We start from the raw sequence: 23,224 nt of genomic DNA on the forward strand, positions 1-23,224 counted from the left end.
TCAGCCCTCGATCCGGACGGCCTGCAGCGGACACACGTCCGCGGCTTCCTCGACCTCGTCGCGCAGGGCGTCGTCCGGGTCGGCGACGTAGGCCAGGTGGCCTGCGTCGTCCATCGAGAAGACGTCAGGGGCCGCGAAGACACACTGGCCGTGGTCCTGGCACTTGTTCATGTCGACGACGACCTTCATGGCGGTCCTCCTGAGGGTGAGGGCGTCCGAGCAGGACAGGGAGGGGCGGTGGGGAGGGGCCCGGCCGTGCGGCCAGGCCCCTCTGCCAAAGGGGTGCGACAGTGCCGCATCCCTGACTCGTTTGGCTTCAAACAAGATAGGAAGCAGAGGGGGCCTGGTCAATACCTGTCCAGGTGGATAAATTCTTGCGACCACCCTCTTGTGGAATGACGGACCCCTTCATACTGTTCGGGATCAAACGACTAGCCCGGAGGCCTTCTCCGCACCGCCCCAGGCCCGCGTCGTCCTCACCCGCCCCGCCCATCCGCCCGAGGAGACACCGGTGAGCGACCAAGACACCCCTGACATCCGCCGGTACCAGGAGCGGCTCGCCGCCGAGGGCATCGACGTGGTCCGGGTGATCTACCCGGACCTGATCGGCACCGACCGCGCCCGCGACGTCCTGACCGACCACCTGCCGACGGCCTGCGAGCAAGGCCTGGCCTTCTGCCGGGCCGTGTTCCACACCAGCCCGCAGGGGGATGTCGTCCCGGTCGCGGGTGGCCTGGACGCGGGCCTGCCGGACGTGACCGTACGCCCCGATCTGTCCACCCTGGCCGCCCTGCCCTGGGAGCCCGGCGTCGCCGTCTGCCTCGGCGAGGTCAGCGACCCGGCGACCGGCGCACCCGCCGCCGAATCACCGCGCGACCTGCTGCGCGCGGTCCTGGCCAGGTGTACCGAGCAGGGGCTGCACCCCGTGGTGGGCCCCGAGCTCGAGTACTTCCTGCTGGAGCCGGCCCCCGGCACCCCCACCGGCTGGCGCCGCGCCCCGGAAACCACCGGCGCCGTCTACACCGCCGGACTGCGCGCCGACCCCGGCAACCACCTGCTGCGCACCCTGCGGCACCTGCGTGACCTGGGCATCGGCGTCATCACCGGCAACCACGAGTTCGACGGCGGCCAGTACGAGATCAACCTCGGCCACTCCGACGCCCTGGACGCCGCCGACCGCTCCTTCCGCTTCAAGGCCGCCGTCAAGGAGCTGGCCCGCAAGGAGGGCAACCTCGCCACCTTCATGGCCAAGCCCTTCGGCGACGCCGGCGGCTCCGGCTTCCACCTCCATCTGTCCTGCCAGGCCCCGGACGAGGAAGGCGCCCACAACGCCTTCGACGACCCTTCCGGCACGTATGGCCTGTCCACCACCGCCCGGCACGCCATCGCGGGCATCCTCGCCCACGCACCCGCGCTCGCCGCGCTGGCCAACCCCACGGTCAACTCGTACAAGCGCTTCGGACCCGACACTCTCGCGCCCTGGCTGATCGACTGGGGCCTGGACAACCGCAGTGCCATGCTCCGCATCCCGCCCGAGCGGGGCTCCGGCGCCCGCGTGGAGCTGCGGCTCGGCGACGCCAGTGCCAACCCGTACCTGCTGATCGCCGGCACCCTCGCCGCCGCGTTGCTCGGTCTCCAGGCGGGCGAGGAGCCCCCGGCCCCGCTGGAGGGCTACGGCTACGACACGGCCAGGTCCGCCGTGCTGCCGATGAACCTGCCCGCGGCCCTCGACGCACTGGAGGCGGACACCGCCCTGACCGAGGTGCTCGGCAAGTACTTCACCACCTCCTTCCTGGCCTACAAGCGCAACGAGGTCGAACGCTTCCAACGGCACGTCACCGACTGGGAGTTCACCGAGTACGCCTACCACCTGTGACGCCGTCCGCGCCCGCCGAGGAGCCCCTTGATGACCCAGACCCTGACCGACGCCGTGCGCGAACCCATGCCGCTCGCCGACGTGGACCTCGCCGACCTCGATCACTTCACCGACGGGGTCACCCCCTGGCGCATGTTCCACACCCTGCGCCACGAGGACCCGGTGCACTGGCAACCGGAAGAGGCCCCCAACTCCGGTTTCTGGGCGGTGACCCGGCATGCGGACATCGCCGCCGTGGACCGTGACGCGGAGACCTTCACCTCCACGAGGTTCGTCAACCTCGAAGAGGTCGACGACGACCAGATCAAGAAGCGGGCCTCGATCCTGGAGCTGGACGGCGTGCGCCACCGTGCGCTGCGCAGCCTGATCCAGCGTCAGTTCGGGGCGGGCGTCATCAACAGCTATACCGACTTCCTGCGCGGCCTGACCGCCACCACGCTGGACGCCGCCCTGGCCAAGGGCACCTTCGACTTCGTCAAGGAGATCTCGGCAGACTTCCCCATCAACGTGCTGGCCCGCCTCCTCGACGTACCTCCTACGGACAACCAGCAGCTCATCGACTGGGGAAACCGCATCATCGGAAACACCGACCCCGACTACGCCGATGTGCTGCTCCACAGCGAGGAGAGCGAGCAGTACCGCGACCTGCCCTTCCGCTCCCCCGCCTCGCTCGAAGTCTTCGAATACGGACGGGAGTTGGCCCGTCGGCGGCGCGGCGGCGACGGCGACGACCTGGTCTCCAAGCTCGTGAACACCACCCCGCGCGACGGAGTGCCGCTCTCGCCGCAGGACTTCGACAACTACTTCCTGCTGCTGGTCGTCGCCGGCAACGAGACCACCCGCCACACCATCACGCACTCCATGCTGGCCCTCCTCCAGCACCCCGAGCAGCTGGCCCGCCTGCGGGAGGACCCCTCGCTGATTCCCGTCGCGGTGGAGGAGTTCCTGCGCTGGGCCTCCCCCGTCTACCACTTCCGCCGCACCGCGACCCGCGACGTCGAGCTCGGCGGCAAGCGGGTCAAGGAGGGCGACAAGGTCGTCATGTGGTTCGCCTCCGGCAACCGCGACGAGGAGGTCTTCGGCGACCCGTACGACTTCGACGTCACCCGGCGGAACAACGATCACGTCACCTTCGGCAAGGGCAGCCCCCACCTGTGCCTGGGCAACCTGCTCGCCCGCACCGAGATCCGCATCATGTTCGAGGAACTGATCCCGCGCCTTGCGGACATCCGCCTGGCCGGCGACGTCCCCCGCGTCCGCTCGAACTTCGTCAACGGCATCAAGAAACTGCCGGTCGAGGTCACTCTGGCCTGACGACACCCGGCGCCGGGGGCCGGCCCACACCGGTCCGGCGCAGCTGATGCCTCGTACCCCTCACGCATGGGGGACGACGGCCACGGGGCAGCTCACGTGGTGGATGGCGGCATGGGTGACAGGTCCGGTGCGCGGGCCGGCCGGACGCTCGGTCAGGCGGTGGCCCACCACCAGGAGGCTTGCTCCAGAGGCGGCGCGGAGCAGCGCGGTCGAGGGCTTCTCGCGTACCACGGTCTCCACGACCTCGACCTCGGGGTACTTGTCCCGCCAGACCTGGAGCACGGCGGACAGGAAACCCTGCCACTCCTGTGCCCGTTGCGGGCCGTTGAGCAGGGCGATGTCGCCCGGTCCGAGGCTGAGGGCGGAGGGATCCTGCCAGGCATGGACGGCCCGCAGCCGGGCACGCCTGAGCCTCGCCGCCTCGAAGGCGAACTCGATCACCTCGTCGCACGGGTCCCCGAGGTCCAGGGCCAGCACCACGTCCCGGTAGCCGGTCTGCGTGGAGGTGCTGCCGTCGGCCGCCGGGAGACGCTCGTCCTCGGCCTCCTCTCCGGCCCGTACGAGGACGACGGGGCCGGTGGCCCGCGCCACCACGCCGAGGGCGACCGAGCCCAGCAGGAATCCGGTGAACCCACTCAGCCCGCGAGAGCCCAGCACGAGCAGTTCGGCGCGCTCTGCCGCCTTCAGCAAGGCGGCAGTCGCCGGTCCCTGGATCCGTTCGCCGTCCAGATGCAGGCCGGCGTGGGAGCGGCGGATCTTCTCCTCCGCCTGGCGAAGCACACTCCGGTCCAGGTCACGGTCGGCTATGCCCTCACTCCCGGGCGGGTGCCCGTTCCAGGCGTGAACGAGCCGCAGGGGACGCTCGCGGCGCACGGCCTCACGAGCCGCCCACTCGGCTGCGGCCAGGCTCTCCGCGGATCCGTCGACTCCTGCGACGACGGGTTCTACGACGACGGGCGGAAACATCGCGCGCACCTCCTGTGCCGGGTCTGCTCTCATCCTCAGCCTCCGGCCGCGGCGGCGGCAGCGGGATGGGCCGTACGGGCACACGGCGGACCGATCGGCCCTGCGCTCGCCGGTACGCGGCCGACTCCTCAGCGGCCGAACGCCCCGACTGAAACAGCAATCACCCATCGCGGGTGAGTGCTCACGACCACGGTGACCGCACTCTAGGAGCCGTGGACGGTCTTCAGATCCTCCCGCTGGCCATCACCATGATGGTCGGGCCGCAGATCATGTCGGCGGTCATCTTCGTCACGACACCGAGCGCGGTTCGCGTGTCCCTGGGTTTCCTGGGCGGCGTCGCGGTCGCGACGGCGGCCGGAGTGGCCATCGCGTTGGGCCTCGCCGCCGCCTTGGGAAGCGCCGTCGACCTGGGCGGTACGGACGACAAGGGTTCCGGCGGCAAGATCATCCAGTACGTACTCGTCGGCCTGCTGGCGGCGTCGATGGCGAAGAACTGGTTCGGACGGGCAACCGCCGAGCCGCCGAAATGGCTCGGCACGCTGATGACCGCCGACCCCAGGAGGGCGGTCAAGGTCGGACTACTCGTCATCCTGCTGATGCCGTCGGACATCGTGATCATGCTGACGGTCGGCGTGCACCTGGAACAGAGCGACTCGGGATACGCGCATGCGCTTCCGTTCATCGCCCTGACCGTCCTGGTGGCCGCGATCCCGTTGCTCGCCCGGCTCTTGTTCCACCGGCGGGCCGAAGCCGCCGCGCCGGCGGTGCGGGAGTGGGTCAGCACTCACGGCTGGCTCGTCAACATCATCGCCTGCGCGATCTTCATCGTCCTGATCCTCGCCTGAGACGAGCGCACATCCGCGCCTGCGACAGGCGTACAACGAATCGAGGAAATGCCATGACGCAGACAGTGCACCGCCGCTCCCCCGAAACGATGGCTGCTGCCTCCGGACTCGTCGTGTTCGCGGCGATCATGCTGGTCATCGCCGGAATCCTCGACATCTTCCGGGGCATCATGGGCATCGCCGACGACGATCTCTTCGTCACGACGGAGCAGTACGTCTTCCGGTTCGACCTGACCGGGTGGGGCTGGTTCCACCTGATCCTCGGATTCCTGGGGGTCCTCATCGGTGCCAGCCTGTTCACGGCCGCGCTCTGGGCGCGCGTCGCGGGTGTGGCGATCGCCGGATTCCTGATCATCGCGAACTTCCTGTCCCTGCCCTACTACCCGGTCTGGTCGATCATCTCGATCGCCCTGTACTCCTTCGTCATCTGGGCACTGTGCGTGGTGCGGCCGGAAACCATGGCGGACTGAGCGGGTGGGCCTCCCTCTCTCCTGTGGCTCTTATGGCTCCTGTGGCGATCACGAGCCTGAGGCCGTCAGATGGAACTGAGGCCTCGGTCATCCCAAGAGCTGCACCCAGAGGGTGGTGCCCATGCCCCGCAGCAGAGCCCCAGCAGCGCGGGACAGCGGTGGAGAGCCCCGCGACACTCGCGACACCCGCACATCGGCGAACGTCCCGGCTTCCGCCCGCGGCGGCGCGGATGCGCTCCGGGGGCCGACGGGTGACCCGCTGCTGGCGGCGAAGTTCGCGATCCCGGCCGTGCCACGGACACTCGTACGCCGGCAGCGGCTGCTGGACCAGCTCACCACGGGTACGGCCGGCCCTCTGACGCTGATCACCGGCCCGGCGGGCGCGGGGAAGACGACGCTGGCGGCCTCGTGGGTGGCCGAGGGGACGGCACCGGACCCGGTGGTGTGGCTGACTGCCGAGCATGAGGACAGGGCGCCCGGGATCTTCTGGTCGTACGTTCTCGAAGCGCTGCGCCATCACCAGGTCGAGCTGCCCGAGAACCCGGATCGGCCCGGGTCCGCCGAGTTCGTCGAGCACTCCCTGCTCGCGGGGCTCGCGTCCGGACTGGCTCGCCGGCACCGGCCGGTCGTGTTCGTACTCGACGGTCTCGACCAGATTCCCGTACGCGAGGTGACCTCGGCCCTGGATTTCGTCCTGAGCCACGCGGGGCCGAGTTTGCGCCTGGTCGTCATCAGCCGGGTCGACCCCTTGCTTCCGCTGCACCGCTACCGTGCCCAGGGCCGGATCTGCGAGATCCGCAGCGCCGATCTGGCGTTCACCCGGCAAGAGGCCGCCGCGCTGCTGCGCGGACATGGGCTGGAGTCCTGCGAGGAGAGCGTCGATGCCCTGACGGCTCGCACCGGAGGCTGGGCAGCAGGGCTGAGGCTGTGCGCCCTGGAGATGCAGCGGGCCGACGACCCGAACGGCTTCGCCCGCTCCTTCGCGGCGTCCCAGAGCGCGGTCGCCGACTACCTGCTCGCCGAGGTCCTCGACACCCAGCCCGAGGCCACCCGGGACCTGCTGATGCGCTCGAGCATTCTCGACCGGGTCCACCCCGACCTGGCGAACACGCTGACGGGACGTGAGGACGCGGAGTGGATCCTGGCCGGGCTCACCCGCGCAGGCGCCTTCGTCGAGTCCGTCGCGGGCACACGGTGGTGCCGTTTCCAGCCGCTGTTCGCCGAGGTCCTCCGCACGCATCTGCGCCACCACCATCCCGGCCTCGAGCCCCGGCTGCGCCGTCGGGCCGCGGCCTGGCTCGCCGGCCATGACCGGCTCACCGAGGCGCTGGAGCAGGCGGCCGCCACGGAGGACTGGGAGTGGGCCGCCGCCCGGGTGGTCGATCACCTGGAGATCGGACGTCTGCTCACCGGGCCGGAGGCCCAACGGCTGGAGAACTGCTTCGCCGGCATGCCCCGTGATCTCCCGGGAACCGCGTCCGCGCTCGTCGCGGCCGCCTGCGCCGCCGCTCAGTACGACCTCGCGGGCTGCCGGGCACACCTGGACCGGGCAGAGGAACACATACGCACCGGACAAGCACAGCCCTGCCCAGAGACACAGCTGGCACTCTCCCTGCTCCGGCTTCTCAGCTCACCCGGCACGCGAGACCGCGAAGGCGGCTGTGATGCCGTCCACGAGGCGGACCAGACCCTGGATCTCGCCGGGCACGTGCCCCCGGCGCGGCGTGTGCGGCACCCGGAGATCGAGGCACTACGGCGGTACGGACTGGCCCGCGGGCTGCTGCTGACCGGACGCCTCGGCGCCGCCCGCACCGCGTTCGCCGCGGCGGCGGACGGCTGCACCGGTGCGACCGACGTCGTGCGGCACCACAGTCTCGGACAGCTGGCCCTGCTGGAATCCGTCCACGGTGAACTCAACGAGGCCGAGGAACACGCCCGGTTCGCCCTCGCGACCGCCCGCAACCGCTCCGTCCCACCGGCCCGGCGGTCCGGGATCGGCCACCTCGCCCTGGCCGCCGTCGCCCTCGAACGCGGCGATCTCCGGGGCGCCCGCCATCACCTCGACCTCGCTTCGGAGTGTCCCGACGCGGAGCACGACCCGGTCGCGCGTACCGAAATGCTGGTGGTGCGCACCCGGCTGGCCCTCGCGCAAGGCCGCTGGCGCGCCGCACTTGCGGTCCTCGCGGCACCCGCGGTTCGTCCGCCGACGTCGGCACCGTGGCCGTCGCAGCGCATCGCCCTCGCGAACTCGGCCAGCCAGTTGGCCCGGGGCGATCCCGCGGCGGCGATCACCGCCCTGCACGAAGCCGGCCCTGACACGTCGTCGCACGTCATCGCCCTTGCGCGCGCCCACCTCGCGTCAGGAGACCCGGACCGGGCGCTCGGTCTCGTCCCACCACCGGACGATCAGCGGGACGCGGGGATCGCACAGCGGGTCGACATCCTCTTGATACGGGCCCACGCCGCGCTCCTGGCCAAGGACACCAAGACGGCGCACAGCACGCTCGGCGAAGCGCTGACCGCCGCCCGACCCGAAACACTGCGCGGGCCCTTCCTCGATGCGGGCCCCTGGGTGCGGCATCTCCTGGAGCTGCGGCCCGACACGGCCCATAGGCACGCATGGCTCACGGCCCGGCCGGCGGCCGTCAACGGTACGTTCCGCGCGGGCCGCCTTCCCGTGGACGGAAGCCCCTCGGCTCCCCTCGTCGTGGAACAGCTCAGCGACCGCGAGCGTCAAGTGCTCCAGCACTGCGCGCAGGTCATGTCGACCGAGGAGATCGCGGAGGCGATGTGTCTGTCGGTCAACACGGTCAAGACACATCTGCGGAGCATCTACCGCAAGCTCGTGGTCTCCCGCCGGGGAGAGGCGGTACGGCGAGCGCGGGAGCTTAGCCTGCTGCCTCCGGCGGTTGAGCAGGGCGCCTACCGGGAGGGCGGGTTCGGTTCATAGGCGAGTGCGGGCCCGTCGTGGCCGGGCGCGCAGTTCCCCGCGCCCCTGAAGGGGCGCTCCCGGAGCCCTCAGCCACTACGTGCCCGCAGCTTCCCACCGGCGGGAGGGGACGTGGGCCGGTGCGTCGTATGCCCGTCGCGTAGGTTCTGTCTCGGCCCACCTGCGCCCTGTATCAGCAAAGGGCCGTATGCCCTGTTGGCGACGGGCTGACGCACCGGCCCACGGCCCCGCACCCGGCAACGGATCTCACCTGATGCGAGTGATGCCACCCAACGCGGCGCGAGCCACCCTCGTGAGCAACGGCTCCACCGGTCGAGGGAGAGCCATGCCGATGCGATACGAGTTCCGTGTGACCGGCCGACTGTCCGCAGCCGTTGCCGGGGCGTTTCCCGAGCTGGACAAGGTCCTGGCCCCGGAGCAGACCCTCCTCTTCGGGCAGGTCACCGACGAGGCGCACCTCTACGGGCTCCTCCTCCGGTTCCAGGACCTGGGCCTGCAGGTCGTCGAAATGCGCCAACTGCCAGAAGGGTGACGCTGCTTGTGCCGCCACCTCAAGGCTTATGCCGCCGGCTCAAGCGGTGCGGCCTTCTGGAACTGCGTCCGGTACAGCTCCGCGTACCGCCCGCCGGCCGCGAGCAACTCCTCGTGTGTGCCCCGCTCCACGATCCGGCCCGCCTCGACCACGAGGATCGTGTCGGCGGCCCGTACCGTCGACAGCCGGTGGGCGATGACCACCGCCGTGCGGCCCTCCAGGGCTTCGGTGAGCGCCTCCTGGACGGCGGCTTCGGAGGTGTTGTCCAGGTGGGCGGTGGCCTCGTCGAGGATGACGATCCGCTGGCGGGCCAGCAGCAGGCGGGCGATCGTCATGCGCTGGCGTTCGCCGCCGGAGAGCCGGTAGCCGCGCTCGCCGACCACGGTGTCCAGGCCGTCGGGCAGGGAGCGTACGAGGTCGTCGAGGCGGGCGCGGCGCAGGACGTCCCACAGTTCGTCGTCGTCGGCGTCGGGACGGGCGAGCAGCAGGTTGGCGCGGACAGAGTCGTGGAAGAGGTGCCCGTCCTGGGTGACCATGCCGACGGCTGCCCGCATCGACTCGGCGCTCAGGTCGCGTACGTCGACGCCGCCGATGCGTACGGAGCCCTCGTCCGTGTCGTACAGCCGGGGCAGCAGTTGCGCGATGGTCGACTTTCCTGCGCCTGAGGAGCCGACGAGGGCGACGGTCTGTCCGGGTTCGGCGCGGAAGGAGACGCCGTGCAGGACCTCGGCGCCGCCGCGGGTGTCCAACGAGGCGACCTCCTCCAGCGAGGCCAGGGAGACCTTGTCGGCGGACGGGTAGCCGAAGCGGACATCGGTGAACTCGACGGATACCGGGCCGTCCGGCACCTTCCGGGCGGCCGGCTTCTCCTCGATCAGCGGCTTCAGGTCGAGCACCTCGAAGACGCGCTCGAAGCTCACCAGGGCGCTCATGACCTCAACTCGGGCTCCCGCCAAGGACGTCAGGGGCGCGTACAGGCGGGTGAGGAGCAGCGCCAGCGACACCACGGCGCCCGGCTCCAGGCTGCCGCGCAGCGCGAACCAGCCGCCGAGGCCGTACACCAGGGCGAGTGCGAGCGCGGAGACGAGGGTCAGCGCGGTGATGAACGCCGTCTGCGCCATCGCCGTACGCACCCCGATGTCGCGCACCCGCCGGGCCCGCGCCGCGAACTCCTGCGACTCGTCGTCGGGCCGCCCGAAGAGCTTGACCAGCGTGGCGCCGGGCGCTGAGAAGCGCTCGGTCATGCGGGTGCCCATCGCGGCGTTCAGGTCCGCGGCCTCGCGCTGGAGCTTCGCCATCCGGCGGCCCATGCGGCGGGCGGGGACGACGAACACCGGGAGCAGGACCAGGGCGAGCAAGGTGATCTGCCAGGACAGGGTGAGCATGACGGCGAGGGTGAGCAGCAGCGTCACGAGGTTGCCGACCACGCCGGACAGGGTGTTGCTGAACGCCCGCTGGGCGCCGATCACGTCGTTGTTGAGTCGGCTGACGAGCGCTCCCGTACGCGTGCGTGTGAAGAACGCGACCGGCATGCGCTGCACATGATCGAAGACCGCCGTCCGCAGATCGAGGATGAGGCTCTCGCCGAGGGTCGAGGAGAGCCAGCGGCTCGCAAGGCCCAGCGCCGCCTCGGCGAACGCGATCAGGGCGATGAGCAGGGCAAGGCGTACGACCGTGCTCTCCTCGCCGCCGGACACGATCGCGTCCACGACGCGCCCGGCGAGGACCGGCGTCGCCACCGCGAGCAGTGCGGTCGCCACGCCGAGCAGGACGAACTGCGCGATACGGCGGCGATGCGGACGGGCGAAGCCGGCGATGCGGCGCAGCGTCGCGCGGGCGAAGGGGCGGCGTTCCTGCTGGGCGTTCATGACGCTGTGCAGCTGCATCCAGGCTGTGGTTTCCATGCTCATGAGGACGACGTTAGAACCTCAAGCAACCTTGAGGTCAAGGGGTTGATCGATACGCATGATCCGAGGACGTGCGCGGCGCGTAAGCCGCCGTCCCCGCGCACGCAACCCCCCGTTGGCACGGCGCGGAAAACCTTTCCCGGTGTGACGGACGTACGACTTCCCCGCGCCCTCCACCGACGCATCCCGGTCCGCCAGATCCTGTGCCTGCTTCCGCTCGCCCTCGTGGCCGTGGTCGCGGTGCGCCACCGGTCCATGCTCGTGGACGGCTTCGGCCACCTGGCGACGGCCAAGTGGCCCTGGCTGCTGGCGGCGGGGGCGGCGACGTGCCTCACCTGGGTCGCGGCGGCCGTCACCCGGCAGGGCGCCCTGGTCGAGCGGCTGCCCAGATGCCGGCTGCTCGCCACCCAGTTCGCGGCGGGCACCGCCAACCACCTGCTGCCGACCGGGCTCGGCGCGAGCGCCGTCAACCTCCGGTTCATGGCGGTGTGCGGTGTTCCGCTGGCCCGCTCCTCCGCCGCGCTCGCGCTCTACCTGCTCGCGGAGTCCATAGCCCGGACCGGCCTTCTGCTGGCCCTGCTGATCGCGTTCCCCGACGCGTTGCGACTCGGCAAGCTCATTCCGGACGCGGCTGTCGGTCCGCTGCTGATCGCCGCCGGTGCGGCGGCGTGCGTCGCGGTGGCGGTCCTGCTGCTCGTACGACGGCTGCGTACCGTCGTGTCGACCTTCCTGCGGACCGCGTTGGGTGAGGCGCGCTCCGTGCACACCCGGCCGGCGCGCGCTCTCGCGTTGTGGGGCGGTTCGTTCTCCTTTCCCATCCTGCAGGCGGCCGGACTGGTCGCGGTGGGACTGGCGTTGGGCCTGCCGGTGTCTCCGCTGCACATCGTGGTCGCGTATCTGGCGGCGACGGTCGCCGTCGCACTCATCCCCACGCCGGGCGGTATCGGCTCGGTCGAGGCCGCGCTGATCGTCGCGCTGGTGGCGGCGGGCGGCCCGGCCGCGGTGGCGACGGCGGTCGTACTCGCCTACCGCATCATCACGGTGTGGCTGCCGCTGCTGCCGGGGGCGTTGACGCTGGGCGCGCTGGTGCGCCTGAAGATGATCTGAGCCCACTCCCCAACGGCGGCGCATCCAGGCCAACTTGGGCGCTGCGATGACGACGGTGAGCCCCACCCTCGAGTCGTCGGTGATCACTCCACGCAAGCCTGGCCCCAGCCGCGCCGCGCGTCAACGCGCCCGTTGCGCCTACGACGATGGCCGGAAACGAAGTGGGCCAAGGGCGAGGCATGCGCGCGGATGCGGCAGGATGAGCGAGCCCGCCGGACTTCGCACAGATGTCCCGGCGGGAGCGCACATCACGGAATCGAGCAGCAGGTGGCCAAGTGACGAGACATCACATACCGGGCGTACGCGCCCTTCCCGGCGTGACGGGAGGCAGCTGGTGAACCGCGATCTCACCGCGCAGGACATGATCATCGCCGGCGTCTGGGTGGCCGTCGGGCTTGCGGCGGGCGTCCTGGCGCGGATGCTGCTGCGCTGGCTGGGCAAGCACGCGGACCGTACGAGCTGGAGGGGGGACGACGTCATCGTCGACTCGCTGCGCGCGCTGGTTCCCCTCGCGGCGCTGGCCGGCGGTGCGGCCGCGGCTGCGGCAGCACTGCCCCTGACGAGCCGGGTCAATCACAACGTCAACCAGATCCTGACGGTTCTCCTCATCCTCGCCTCGACCATCACGGCGGCGCGCATCGTCACAGGCCTGGTGCGGGCGGTGACCCAGTCGCGGCAGGGCGTCGCCGGATCGGCCACGATCTTCGTCAACATAACCCGTGTCGTCGTGCTGGCGATCGGCATCCTGATCGTCCTGCAGACCCTGGGCATCTCCATCGCGCCGCTGCTCACCGCCCTCGGCGTCGGCGGTCTCGCGGTCGCCCTCGCCCTCCAGGACACCCTCGCGAACCTCTTCGCGGGCATCCACATCCTCGCCTCGAAGACGATCCAGCCCGGTGACTACATCCGTCTGACGAGCGGTGAAGAGGGCTACGTCGTCGACATCAACTGGCGCAACACCGTCGTACGTAATCTCTCCAACAACCTCGTGATCATCCCCAACGCCCAGCTGTCCAGCACGAACATGACCAACTACAGCCGTCCCGAACAGGAGATGACGCTCACCGTTCAGGTCGGGGTCGGCTACGACAGTGACCTGGAGCATGTGGAGCGGGTGACCTCCGAGGTCGTGATCGAGGTGATGACGGCGGTCGAGGGCGCGATGCCCGAGCACGAACCCGCCATCCGCTTCCACACGTTCGGGGATTCGCGGATCAGCTTCACCGTCATCCTGGGGGTCGGCGAGTTCAGCGACCAGTACCGGATCAAGCACGAGTTCATCAAGCGGCTGCACACGCGCTACCGGGTCGAGGGCATCAGGATTCCCTCCCCCGCGCGGACGATCGCGCTGCAGAGCGGCGGTCCGAACGGCAGCGGGGCCATTCCGCAGCAGTGGGACGGCGTCACCACCGTCTCGTAGACGCGCGGGGAGCGGGAGGCAAGCGGGAGGTCACCGTGTCAACACCGGTGACCTCCCCGGTAGTTGCCTCGCCCGGAAAGGGGCGTCAGGGCACGTACGTCGCGTTCTGCGCCGTGGCGACCACCTGCTGACCGTCGGCCTGGGTGAGCCGGCCCGCGGACACCCACGCGTCCGCCGTCGACCGCACCCGCGTCACCAGCGCGTCCTTGTTGGCGAACGGCGCCCCGGCCCAGATCTCGTCGAGCAGCGTCGTCCCGTCGGACTTCGCCGGATTGGCGACCCCGGAGTCGGTGTTCCCGAAGACGACCCTGGGCTCGGACCGGCGGACATAGGCGTGCGTCCGGTCCTCGGTGCCCTCGTAGAAGGGGGCGAACTCGGTGCCGTTCAGCGTGTAGTGGAGGGGCTTGCCGGACACCGGCGTCAGTGAGGGCAGCAGGTCGCCGGAGAGTGCGGCGTTCTTGTAGAGCCCGACCTGGAGATGGCTCGTGCCGGAGTTGCGGCCCACCAGGTTGACCGGCCCGTAGAACAGGGTCTGCAGGGACGCGTCGTCCAGCGCCTTCTCCACCCGCAGCCGGAACGGGATGGTGACGCGTACGGTGTCGCCGCTCTGCCAGTTCCGGGAGATGGTGAAGTAGCTGCCGGGGTTCGGAGTTCCGCCCACCGCGGCGCCGTTGACGGTCACCCGGAAGCCGCCGGTCGCCCAGGACGGCACGCGCAGCTTCAGCTCGAAGGAGGCGCTGCCGCCGCTGATGGTGAGCGTGGAGCCCTGCTCCCTCGGGTAGTCCGTGGTCTGCGTGACGGTGACGCCCTTCGCGGACCAGGTCAGCGTGGAGGGGCTGTACAGGTTGACGTACAGGGCGGAGTTGTCGGCCTTCGTGAAGTACACCGAGTCCTGGTACTTGGTGGCGCTCTCCATGCCGGTGCCCTCGCAGCAGGTCGTGCCCTGCTTGGGCGTGTAGTCGCGTACGTGCCCGGGGGTGAGGCCGATGAAGTACGTGACGAGCGGCTTCTCCGCGTCGGCCTTGTCCTGCTTGGAGCCGAGGACCTGGTTGTACAGGGCCCGCTCGTAGTAGTCCATGTACTTCGGGTCCTGGTCGTGGAAGAACAGCATCCGGCTCAGCTTGAGCAGGTTGTACGCGCAGCAGGTCTCGGCGCTGGTGTCGCTGATCGTGCCCGCGATGAGCCCTCGGGCCTTCCAGAACTCGGCCGTGCTCGTCCCGCCGATGCCAAACATGCGGTGCGGGATGACCATGCCCCAGAAGTTCTTGGCAGCGGTGAGGTAGCGGGTCTCGCCGGTCGCGTCGTACAGCCTGACGTACCCGGTGAAGATCGGGATGTGCTGGTTGGCGTGCAGGCCGTCCAGGGTGTCGGTGTTCGCGGCGCAGGCGTCGATGAGCTTGTCGAGGTCGAACAGCTTGGCCAGCGCGAGGTGTTCGGCCTTGCCGGTGACCGAGTGCAGGTCGACGATCGTCTCGACGATGCCGCCGAACTCGCCGCTGGAGAAGATGCCCCACATCCGCTGGAGGGTGGAGTCGGGCAGCTTGGACAGCCGGGAGTACATCCAGTCGCACATGCCGGACGCGAGGTCGAGCGCCCGTTCGTCGTCGGTGGCCAGGTACGCGTCCAGCAGACCTTTGAGGATCTTGTGCGCGGTGTAGTAGGGCGCCCAGACCTTGGTGTAGTCCGCGGTGGTCCGCGACTCCAGGTCGATGAACTGCGTCTCCGGATACGCGGCGAGGAACCCGGGGTGACTCGGCCCGCCCCAGGTGCGGCGCAGGGTGGCGGTCAGGCCGCGCCCCGAGGCGTCCGCGAAGGTGCCGCCGGTGGTGGCGGCGAAGTAGTACGACGCCAGGTTGCCGAGTCCGGCGGAGGAGTTCTTCGCCTCGTTCGTCTGCAGCGAGGTGATCTCGGCCGCGGACAGGGCCCGTGACCAGACGTTGAACTCGTCGAAGGCGCCCGCGAACACCGGGTCGCCGGAGAAGTTCGAGCGGCCCAGCCAGTTGTTCGTCAGAGTGCCCAGGACGGACGGGTTGAGCGTCATCGAGGTGTTCTGGGCGACGGCGGTGCCGTTGACGCAGAGGGTGCCGGTGCTGCCGGAGATGGTCACCGCCAGATGGCTCCACTGGTTCAGCGGCAGTGCGGCGGTGCCGTTGAGCCCCTGCTCCCCACCCGGCCCGTTGGTGGTGATGGCGAACCGCGGCACTCCGTTCGCGTTGCGGCCGGCCAGGTACATGTACCGGGTGGCGTTGTTGCCGAAGTCGAAGACCCGCTGCCAGTTGGCGCTGTGGGTGGGCTTCACCCAGACCGACAGGGTGATCGCCGCGGCACCGCCGAGCACGGCGGCCGGGAGATCGACGTACTGGTACGAGCCCCGGACGTTCTCGTGGGCGCCGCCCCACTTCCCGGTGACGGCGAGCATGCGCGGGTCGCTGCGCAGGGCCGCGCGCACATCGGTCAGCGCGCCGATCATGGTGCGGATCTTGTCGGCGTACGCCTGGTCACCGGTGGACGCGTACGCCTGCGACAGCATGGTCAGGAAGTGGCCGGTGTAGTGGCCGCGGAGGTTGCCGTTGGCCTCTCCGTCCAGACCCTCCCAGCCGCCGGGGGCCACCGCGCCGCCCGTGGAGAGCCCGGCGTTGGCGCGGAAGACCTGGAGCAGCCGGTTCACGTCGTAGCCGCGGCCGTGGTCGAGCATCAGCTGGCGCTTGGTGGCGAAGACGCCCTGCCCGAGCTTCACGTCCTCCAGCTCGAAGGGCCGCACCGCCCAGGCGGTCGGCGCCGGCAGCCCGGCCGCGACGGCGACCGCTGCCGCGTCGGCACCGGTCTCGGCGGCGGCGCGGCCGCCCGGGATCGTGGACACCACCGGTGCCGCGGCGACCAGGGCGGCGGCGCGGAGAACGGCTCTTCGGGAGGGCGATGACGCCATGGGGGGCCTCTTCTGCTCAAGCTTCCAGTCGGGAGTGGTGTCCGATATATCGATCAAGGTTCGGATAACCGACCAGAACGTAAGAGGCGGGCGGGTGCACGTCAATGGTTGCGTCACGATCGGCTCGTACGTACGCCTGCGACCCAGCAGCGGCAGAAGTCGCCAAGCGTTCACGAAGTCTTGACGCGGCCCCACCTGCACCTTACGTTCTGACCGGCTTGCCGAACTCCGTTCGAAATGTCGGCCATTGGCCGGTGCTGTTCATGGTTCCTGACCGCGCGGCACGGCAACGTTCCGCGGTCGGGTGACCACTCAAAGGCGACATCCGTCCGGACAGGAAGAGGAAGCCTTATGCGCACAGTCGGTGTGCTCGCCGGATTACTCCTGCTGGGTGCCGCGATGCCGACGACGATGGCGACAGCGACGGCCGAGGAGACGTCAGCCGCCGCCACGCCCACCATCGTCGTGGCCGTGAACGGCGACGACTCCGCTCCCGGAACGCTCGCGCGTCCGCTGCGGACCATTCAAAAGGCCGTGGACAAGGCGCGGCCCGGTGACGTCATCGCCGTCCGCGGCGGTACGTACGGGGTGACCGACAACATCACCATCACCACCTCGGGCAGGGCGTCCCAGCCGATCACCCTGGAGGCGTATCAGGGCGAACGCGTCGTCGTCGACGGGGAGCGGCTGCCCGCCAGTCACACGCCCGTCGGCGGCAGCATCCCTCGTGCCGAGCGCGGCGCCATCCACCAGGAGGCGTCCCACTGGCGGATCTCGGGCCTGGAGATCGTGAACGGCCCGTACGGCATCTACTGCGACGGCTGCAACGACACCGTCTTCTCCGGCCTGCGCACCCACGACAACTACGAGTCGGGTTTCCAGCTTCAGGGCGCCTCCAGCAACAACCAGATCCTGAACCTGGACAGTTACGGCAACCGCGATCCCCGCAAGAACGGCGAGAGCGCGGACGGGCTCGCCATCAAGGAGGGCAGCGGGAGCGGCAACGTGGTGCGGGGCGCTCGGCTGTGGAACAACGTGGACGACGGCTTCGACGCCTGGGAGTTCACCTCGCCGATCGTCATCGAGGACACGATCGCGTACGGCAACGGCTTCAACCGCTGGAACTTCCCCGACTTCGCGGGCGACGGCAACGGCTTCAAGATGGGCGGCGGGGACCCCGAACCGTCGGTCGCCCACACCCTGCGCAACAGCGTCTCCTTCAAGAACGCCAAGCACGGCGTCACCGACAACGGCAACCCCGGAGCGCTCGCACTGAGCCGCAACTCCACCTTCGGTAACGCCGGTACGGGCTTCGACGCCGACGGTGCGGGATCGCGTGCCGTGCTGAAGGAGAACCTGTCGGTCGCGGACGGGCGGGCCGCCGCCGTCGGCTCGGGCACCGTCGCCACCGGCAACTCCTGGAATCTGGGCAGCAGTTGGGGCGAGTCGTCCGTCCAGAGCACAAACCCGGCCGCGATCACGGGCCCCCGCGACGCCGACGGCTCGCTGCCGTCCGCCGCCGGCTTCCTGGTCCCGCGCAATGGCACGGCCATCGGAGCGCGCCTGTGAACTGACCGCCGCGTACGGCCCGTTCCGCAGGGGCCCCGAACAACAAGCAGGGCCCAAGGGACGGGCCGTACCCGCAGAAGAAAGCACCGAGGAGAGCCGCACATGAACACACCGGACAGACCCGCCGCCGTGCCGAACGGCACCAGACCCCCGAACTGCCTGTCGCCGTCCCGCCGCGGCGTACTGCGGGCGATGGCCGCCCTCCCCGCTTCGGCGGTCCTCCTGGGCGCACTGCCCGGAACGCTCGGCTCGGCCCTGGCCGCGGCACCGCCCCGCGGCTCCGCCACCCGCTACACCATCGTGCCGTTCCTCAACAGCACCGATGCCACGGTCAATGTGTACGAGTCCGACGACGCCACCGACTTCCGGCTCGTGAAGGCGTCCGCGTACACCCCGCCTGCCAACCGGATCCGTGACGCCAGCATCTTCCGGCACTCCAACGGCTACTACTACGTCACGTACACCACGCACACCTGGCAGGACACCAGCACCACGATCGGCTTCGCCCGCAGCTCGGACCGGGTCAACTGGACGTTCCTGTACGACTACACCGTCCCCATCGCGAATCTGTCACGTGCCTGGGCACCCGAGTGGTTCGTCGACAGCGACGGCAGCGTGAACATCATCCTGTCCTGCTCGACCGCCAACGACCAGTGGATCTTCACGCCGTATCTGCTGAGGGCCACCAACTCCGCGCTCACCACGTGGAGTTCACCCGTAGCCCTGTCCGGCATCGGCGCCAACCACATCGACACATTCATCGTGAAACTCGGCTCCACCTACCACGCGTTCACGAAGAACGAGACGACGAAGTACATCGAGTACGCCACCGCCACCGTCCTGACCGGCCCGTACACCATCCGCAGGACCGGCAACTGGGCGGGCTGGGGCGGTACCCGCGAGGGCGCCGCGCTGATACAGCTCGACAACGGCGCGTGGCGGATCTTCTTCGACGGCTACGGCGACGGCAGTTACTACTACAGCGACAGCTACGACACCTTCGCCACCTGGAGCGCCCCGAAGAGGCTCCCGTCGATCTCCGGCACGGCACGCCACTTCACCGTGCTAAAGGAGACGGTCTCCGGCGGGGTGAACCTGCCGACGAACGTCACCCGCTCGTTCCGCTCCGCCAACTACACCACCCGCTACTGGCAGGAGCAGTCCGCCCTGCTCAACCTCCCCGTGGTGAGCTCCACTAGCAGCGCGGCGGAGAGGCAGGCGGCCACGTTCACGGTCGTGCCGGGTCTCGCCGACGCGGGCGGCTACTCCTTCAGGAACGCAGCCGGGAACTATCTGCGCCACTGGGACTTCCGGGCCCGCTTCGACGCGAACGACGGCTCGTCGACCTTCGCCAGGGACGCCACGTACATCGCCCGTACGGGCACGGCGAGCGGCTCCGTCCGCTTCGAGTCGTACAACTACCCGGGCTACTACCTGCGCCACTACGGCTTCCAGCTCCGGGTGGACCCGACGGACGGCTCCGCCGTGTTCCGCCAGGACAGTTCGTTCGTGCCCGTAAACCCACTCTGACCTGCGAGGCAAGCTCGTCCGGCGAAAGCCGGCGCACGTCGGTTGCTCAACCTGGTGCACGTTTTCTTCGTGCACCAGGCCAGTGATCACGCGGAGGCCGAGCCCCCTCCTTGCCCCCGGCGCTCACGGCGGGGCAGGAGGGCTGCCGGTGTTCTAAGGTGTGCGATGTGGCCGTATCCGGTCGCAGGACCCCGGGGGTGGCCGGGAAGAGGTGAGGCGCCGATGAGCGGCGACGAGAGCCTTCAGCGCCGGCATCCGCCGACGGGGTTCGGCCCGGCCCCGGATACGGACCTGAATCGCATCGCGGAACAGGTCGAAGGACTCACCCGAGCTCAGGGACGCATGCAGGCGCTGCTGGACGCCGTGCTCGCGGTCAGCCGGGAGCTGGAGCTGCCGGTGGTGCTGCGGCAGATCGTGAGTGCCGCGATGCAGCTGGTGAACGCCCGCTACGGCGCCCTCGGCGTGTTCGACGAGGACCGGGCGGGCCTTCAGGACTTCATCCCGCTCGGCCTGAGCGATACCGAGCACCAGGTCCTGGCAGGAGTCCATCCTCCGCACGGCAACGGACTGCTCGCCCACCTGATCGAGCAGCACGAACCGCTGCGCGTGAACGACGTACCGCACCATCCGGACGCGGTCGGCTTCCCCGCGGGGCATCCGCCGATGCGGACCCTGCTCGGGGTGGCGATCGGCGTGCACGGGCGCATCTACGGCAACCTCTACCTGTCCGACCGGCGCGACGGCAAACCGTTCGACGACCAGGACGCGGCGGTCGTCCTCGCGCTGGCCGGAGCTGCCGGCATCGCCATCGAGAACGCCCGGCTGTATCAGCAGGTGCGTTCCTCCACCGAGCAGTTCCAGCGCCTCCTCCTGCCCACCCTGCCCGACCTGGCCCCGTTCACCGCGTCCGCGGTGTACCGGCCGGCGACCGCCCCCGACCACCACCTGGGCGGCGACTGGTACGACGCCCTGCTGCTCCCGGACGGTGCGTGCGCCGCGATCATCGGCGACGTGCTGGGCCACGACCTGACGGCGGCGGCCGCCATGGCGCAGACCCGCAACATGCTCCGCGCCCTGCTGTACGACCGGCTCACCCCGCCGAGCCTGATCCTGGACCGGCTCGACGACACCCTGCACTCCATCACCGAGATCCCCGTCACCACCGCCTGCCTGGCCCGCATCGAATCCGACGTCGAAGGCTGGCGCATGTACTGGTCGACGGCCGGCCACCTGCCGCCCCTGGTCGTCACCGCCGGCGGCCGCACCCGCTACCTGCTGGCCGAACCCGGCGTGCCGCTGGGCGTCGACACCCGGCTGCCACGCCCCGACCACACTCATCCGCTGGACCCCGGAGACACGGTGCTGCTGTTCACCGACGGCCTGGTCGAACATCCCGAGCGCCCTCTGGATGCCGGACTGGACACACTTGCCGCCACCGCCGCCGCCCACGTCGGGCTGCCCCTCGACGCGCTCTGCCGCACGCTGGCCGACCACAACCCGGGCGACGGCCACGACGACCTCGCCCTCCTCGCCGTACGCATCCCGCCCCCCGGACCGGGGCACCACCAGGACCGATAAATCTGCCCGCCTCCGGGATCACGGCGTCGGTGCCGGGACAGCAGCAGACGACCGCCGGGGAGTTCGGCGACCTCGTGGAAGGCGCCCGGGGAGCGCAGCGCCTTGCGGTCCGCCGGACGGGTTCAGCGCACGAGACAAGGCCGCTTGCTGTCGAAGGCCCAGTCCTTGACCAGGTACCGCATCGCGAGAGCGTCGTCGCGGGACGACAGGTTCTTCTCGCGGTAGAGGTCGTGGGCCGCGAGGAGTCGGTCCATGTCGAGGTGGACGCCGAGGCCGGGGGTGTCGGGGACGGCGACCTCTCCGTCGGCGATACGCGGGGGTTCGGTGGTCAGCCGTTCCAGGCCCTCCTGCCAGATCCAGTGCGTGTCGAGAGCGTTGTACTCGCCGGGGGCGGCGGCCCCGCAGTGGGCCATCATCGCCAGGGAGATGTCGAAGTGGTTGTTGGAGTGACAGCCCCAGGTCAGCCCCATCGCCTCGCAGAGCTGGGCGACCCGTACCGACCCCTGCATCGTCCAGAAGTGCGGGTCCGCGAGCGGGATGGAAACCGACTGGAGGGCCAGTGCGTGGGTCAGCTGGCGCCAGTCCGTCGCGATCATGTTGGTCGCCGTGGGCAGCCCGGTGGCCCGGCGGAACTCCGCGAGGACCTCACGCCCCGAGTAGCCGCCTTCGGCTCCGCACGGATCCTCGGCGTAGGCGAGCGTGCCGACCAGGGGCTTGCACAGTTCGACGGCTTCCCGCAGGGACCAGGCGCCGTTCGGGTCGAGGGTGATGCGGGCTTCGGGGAAGCGCTCCTTGAGCGCCCGTACCGCCTCGACCTCCTCGCTCCCGGGCAGGACGCCGCCCTTGAGCTTGAAGTCGCGGAAGCCGTACAGGTCGTAGGTCGCCTCGGCCTGACGGACGATCGCCTCGGGGGTCAGCGCCTCCTCGTGCCGGATCCGGTACCAGTCCACGGCCGAGCCGGGTTCGCGTACGTACTCCAGACCGGTCCGGTCGGGGTCGCCGACGTAGAAGAGGTATCCGAGGACCCGTACGGAATCGCGCTGCTTCCCGTCACCCAGGAGCGCGGCGACGGGAACCTCCAGGTGTTGCCCGAGGAGATCCAGAAGTGCCGACTCGACGGCGGTGACCGCGTGCACGGTGGTGCGCAGGTCGAAGGTCTGGCCGCCTCTGCCGCCCGAGTCGCGGTCCGCGAATCTGTCGCCGATGGCCCGCAGGACGCGCTTGTAGTCGCCCACGCGCGCGCCGACGACGAGAGATTCGGCGTCGCGCAGGGTCCTCGCGATCTTCTCCCCTCCGGGCACTTCCCCCAGTCCCGTACGCCCCTCGGAGTCCTTGAGGACGACGATGTTCCGGGTGAAATGCGGGCCATGGGCGCCGGAGAGGTTGAGCTCCATGGAGTCCTGGCCGGCGACCGGGTAGACGGAGAACTTGGTGACGGTGGGCTGGCTCATGACTGGTCTCCACATCACAGGTTGAGGACGTCCAGGACGCCATTCGACGGCCAGTACGCCGCCCAGGCCCAGGATCCGCGAGCACAGTCGTGTATGAACCGTGGACGCCGCCCTAGCCGCCGTCCTCATATGAAGGCAGCGTCCATATATGAGGATTGAGGCTAGGCTTGTGAACTTGATCGGGTCAAGGCCGGGGTCCGCGGATCGGGGCTGGGGGAGGTACGGTTCCTAGCGTTGTCGGCCAGTACTGGCCGATTCGACGCATTCCGGGCCAGGTGTGAGGTATCTGGCGTCGGGTGCACCCCGAACGGTCCTGGGTGCGGGGAACAGCACGAGTTGGTCACCGTGGTCCAGCCGGGTGTTACCGCCCCGAGGGGGCGTGCCCGTTGTCCTGGGTGGGCTCGTGGTCCCTCGCGGTCTGGGGGCGGGTCCGGTCTGGCCGGTAGCTCTCCGGGCAACGATCCTCTGGTCGTTGGCGGTCACACCTGGCCGACGCCGGATCCGGTGACCCAGGCCGCGCCGTCCGATGGCCACGGCGGCGGCGTGGTGCCGCGTCATCGTGGTTTCGGTCTGCTGCTGGAGGGGTTGCTGCCAGTGGGCGGCTCCCCAGCGTGAGGTGTAGGCCGGGTCGACGGCGATGACGACCAGGCCGCGGTGGTAGGCCATGTTGCGCAGCCGGTCGGGGAAGCGGGCGGTGGGGATGCCGGAGACGGTGCGGCGGAAGGTCTTGCCGCGCCGTCCGCGCCCCATGGTCTCGCGGCCGGTGGCGCGAGCGTCGGTGAA

16 protein-coding genes and 1 pseudogene are annotated in these 23,224 nt (G+C 69.9%); 11 read left to right on the forward strand and 6 right to left on the reverse strand.

Translation table 11 applies throughout. The features are described from left to right. Window positions 1-189 (reverse strand): ferredoxin, encoded by a 189-nt coding sequence (locus ABD357_RS44360; RefSeq protein WP_344397587.1) that lies wholly within the window; start codon window positions 187-189, stop codon window positions 1-3. Between the two features lie 322 nt (window positions 190-511). On the opposite strand from ABD357_RS44360, the gene ABD357_RS44365 reads away from it, so the two are divergent. Both ABD357_RS44365 and ABD357_RS44370 read left to right on the forward strand, forming a co-directional pair. After that, window positions 512-1,876, forward strand: coding sequence for a glutamine synthetase family protein (locus tag ABD357_RS44365; protein WP_344397589.1), 1,365 nt, complete (start codon window positions 512-514; stop codon window positions 1,874-1,876). A gap of 30 nt (window positions 1,877-1,906) precedes the next feature. Further along, the gene (locus ABD357_RS44370; protein WP_344397591.1) at window positions 1,907-3,190 is read left to right on the forward strand and encodes a cytochrome P450; all 1,284 of its coding nucleotides are present in this window, start codon (window positions 1,907-1,909) and stop codon (window positions 3,188-3,190) included. A gap of 60 nt (window positions 3,191-3,250) precedes the next feature. On the opposite strand, the gene ABD357_RS44375 is transcribed toward ABD357_RS44370, so the two are convergent. Next, window positions 3,251-4,189 carry a universal stress protein gene (locus ABD357_RS44375; protein WP_344397593.1) on the reverse strand — a complete coding sequence of 313 codons (939 nt, stop codon included), beginning with the start codon at window positions 4,187-4,189 and terminating at the stop codon, window positions 3,251-3,253. A gap of 179 nt (window positions 4,190-4,368) precedes the next feature. Here ABD357_RS44375 and ABD357_RS44380 point away from each other — a divergent pair, with 179 nt between their 5' ends. From ABD357_RS44380 to ABD357_RS44395, 4 genes are all read left to right on the forward strand, one after another. Next, on the forward strand, window positions 4,369-5,001 hold the full coding sequence (locus tag ABD357_RS44380) for a GAP family protein (RefSeq protein WP_344397595.1): 633 nt from the start codon (window positions 4,369-4,371) through the stop codon (window positions 4,999-5,001). Between the two features lie 53 nt (window positions 5,002-5,054). Beyond that, the gene (locus ABD357_RS44385; protein WP_344397597.1) at window positions 5,055-5,471 is read left to right on the forward strand and encodes a DUF7144 family membrane protein; all 417 of its coding nucleotides are present in this window, start codon (window positions 5,055-5,057) and stop codon (window positions 5,469-5,471) included. Window positions 5,472-5,592: 121 nt separating this feature from the next. Beyond that, window positions 5,593-8,421, forward strand: a complete 2,829-nt coding sequence (locus ABD357_RS44390) for a winged helix-turn-helix domain-containing protein (protein ID WP_344397599.1) — start codon at window positions 5,593-5,595, stop codon at window positions 8,419-8,421. Window positions 8,422-8,752: 331 nt separating this feature from the next. Then, window positions 8,753-8,953: a hypothetical protein gene (locus ABD357_RS44395; protein ID WP_344397647.1), complete on the forward strand. Its 201-nt coding sequence runs from the start codon at window positions 8,753-8,755 to the stop codon at window positions 8,951-8,953. Window positions 8,954-8,979: 26 nt separating this feature from the next. Here ABD357_RS44395 and ABD357_RS44400 read toward each other — a convergent pair whose 3' ends face one another. Further along, window positions 8,980-10,857, reverse strand: a complete 1,878-nt coding sequence (locus ABD357_RS44400) for an ABC transporter ATP-binding protein (protein WP_344397649.1) — start codon at window positions 10,855-10,857, stop codon at window positions 8,980-8,982. 147 nt (window positions 10,858-11,004) lie between these two features. Here ABD357_RS44400 and ABD357_RS44405 point away from each other — a divergent pair, with 147 nt between their 5' ends. Next, window positions 11,005-11,967, forward strand: coding sequence for a lysylphosphatidylglycerol synthase transmembrane domain-containing protein (locus tag ABD357_RS44405; RefSeq protein WP_344397601.1), 963 nt, complete (start codon window positions 11,005-11,007; stop codon window positions 11,965-11,967). Window positions 11,968-12,301: 334 nt separating this feature from the next. Further along, a complete protein-coding gene (locus ABD357_RS44410) occupies window positions 12,302-13,387 on the forward strand; it encodes a mechanosensitive ion channel family protein (RefSeq protein ID WP_344397603.1) in 1,086 nt (361 codons plus the stop codon). 85 nt (window positions 13,388-13,472) lie between these two features. On the opposite strand, the gene ABD357_RS44415 is transcribed toward ABD357_RS44410, so the two are convergent. Continuing rightward, entirely contained in the window at window positions 13,473-16,313 is a 2,841-nt protein-coding gene (locus ABD357_RS44415) for a beta-L-arabinofuranosidase domain-containing protein (RefSeq protein WP_344397605.1), read from the reverse strand. Window positions 16,314-16,664: 351 nt separating this feature from the next. Here ABD357_RS44415 and ABD357_RS44420 point away from each other — a divergent pair, with 351 nt between their 5' ends. The 3 genes from ABD357_RS44420 to ABD357_RS44430 all read left to right on the forward strand — a co-directional run bounded on the left by ABD357_RS44420 (window position 16,665) and on the right by ABD357_RS44430 (window position 20,990). Beyond that, the gene (locus tag ABD357_RS44420) at window positions 16,665-17,882 is read left to right on the forward strand and encodes a right-handed parallel beta-helix repeat-containing protein (protein ID WP_344397607.1); all 1,218 of its coding nucleotides are present in this window, start codon (window positions 16,665-16,667) and stop codon (window positions 17,880-17,882) included. A 102-nt stretch (window positions 17,883-17,984) separates the two neighbouring features. Beyond that, window positions 17,985-19,412: a glycoside hydrolase family 43 protein gene (locus tag ABD357_RS44425; protein ID WP_344397609.1), complete on the forward strand. Its 1,428-nt coding sequence runs from the start codon at window positions 17,985-17,987 to the stop codon at window positions 19,410-19,412. A gap of 222 nt (window positions 19,413-19,634) precedes the next feature. After that, window positions 19,635-20,990, forward strand: a complete 1,356-nt coding sequence (locus ABD357_RS44430; protein ID WP_344397610.1) for a PP2C family protein-serine/threonine phosphatase — start codon at window positions 19,635-19,637, stop codon at window positions 20,988-20,990. Window positions 20,991-21,112: 122 nt separating this feature from the next. Here ABD357_RS44430 and ABD357_RS44435 read toward each other — a convergent pair whose 3' ends face one another. Further along, entirely contained in the window at window positions 21,113-22,441 is a 1,329-nt protein-coding gene (locus ABD357_RS44435) for an enolase C-terminal domain-like protein (RefSeq protein WP_344397612.1), read from the reverse strand. Window positions 22,442-22,669: 228 nt separating this feature from the next. Further along, window positions 22,670-23,224: pseudogene (locus ABD357_RS44440) on the reverse strand (hypothetical protein); the annotation flags it as partial.

It is taken from the genome of Streptomyces vastus, assembly GCF_039532825.1.
GTDB lineage: Bacteria > Actinomycetota > Actinomycetes > Streptomycetales > Streptomycetaceae > Streptomyces > Streptomyces vastus.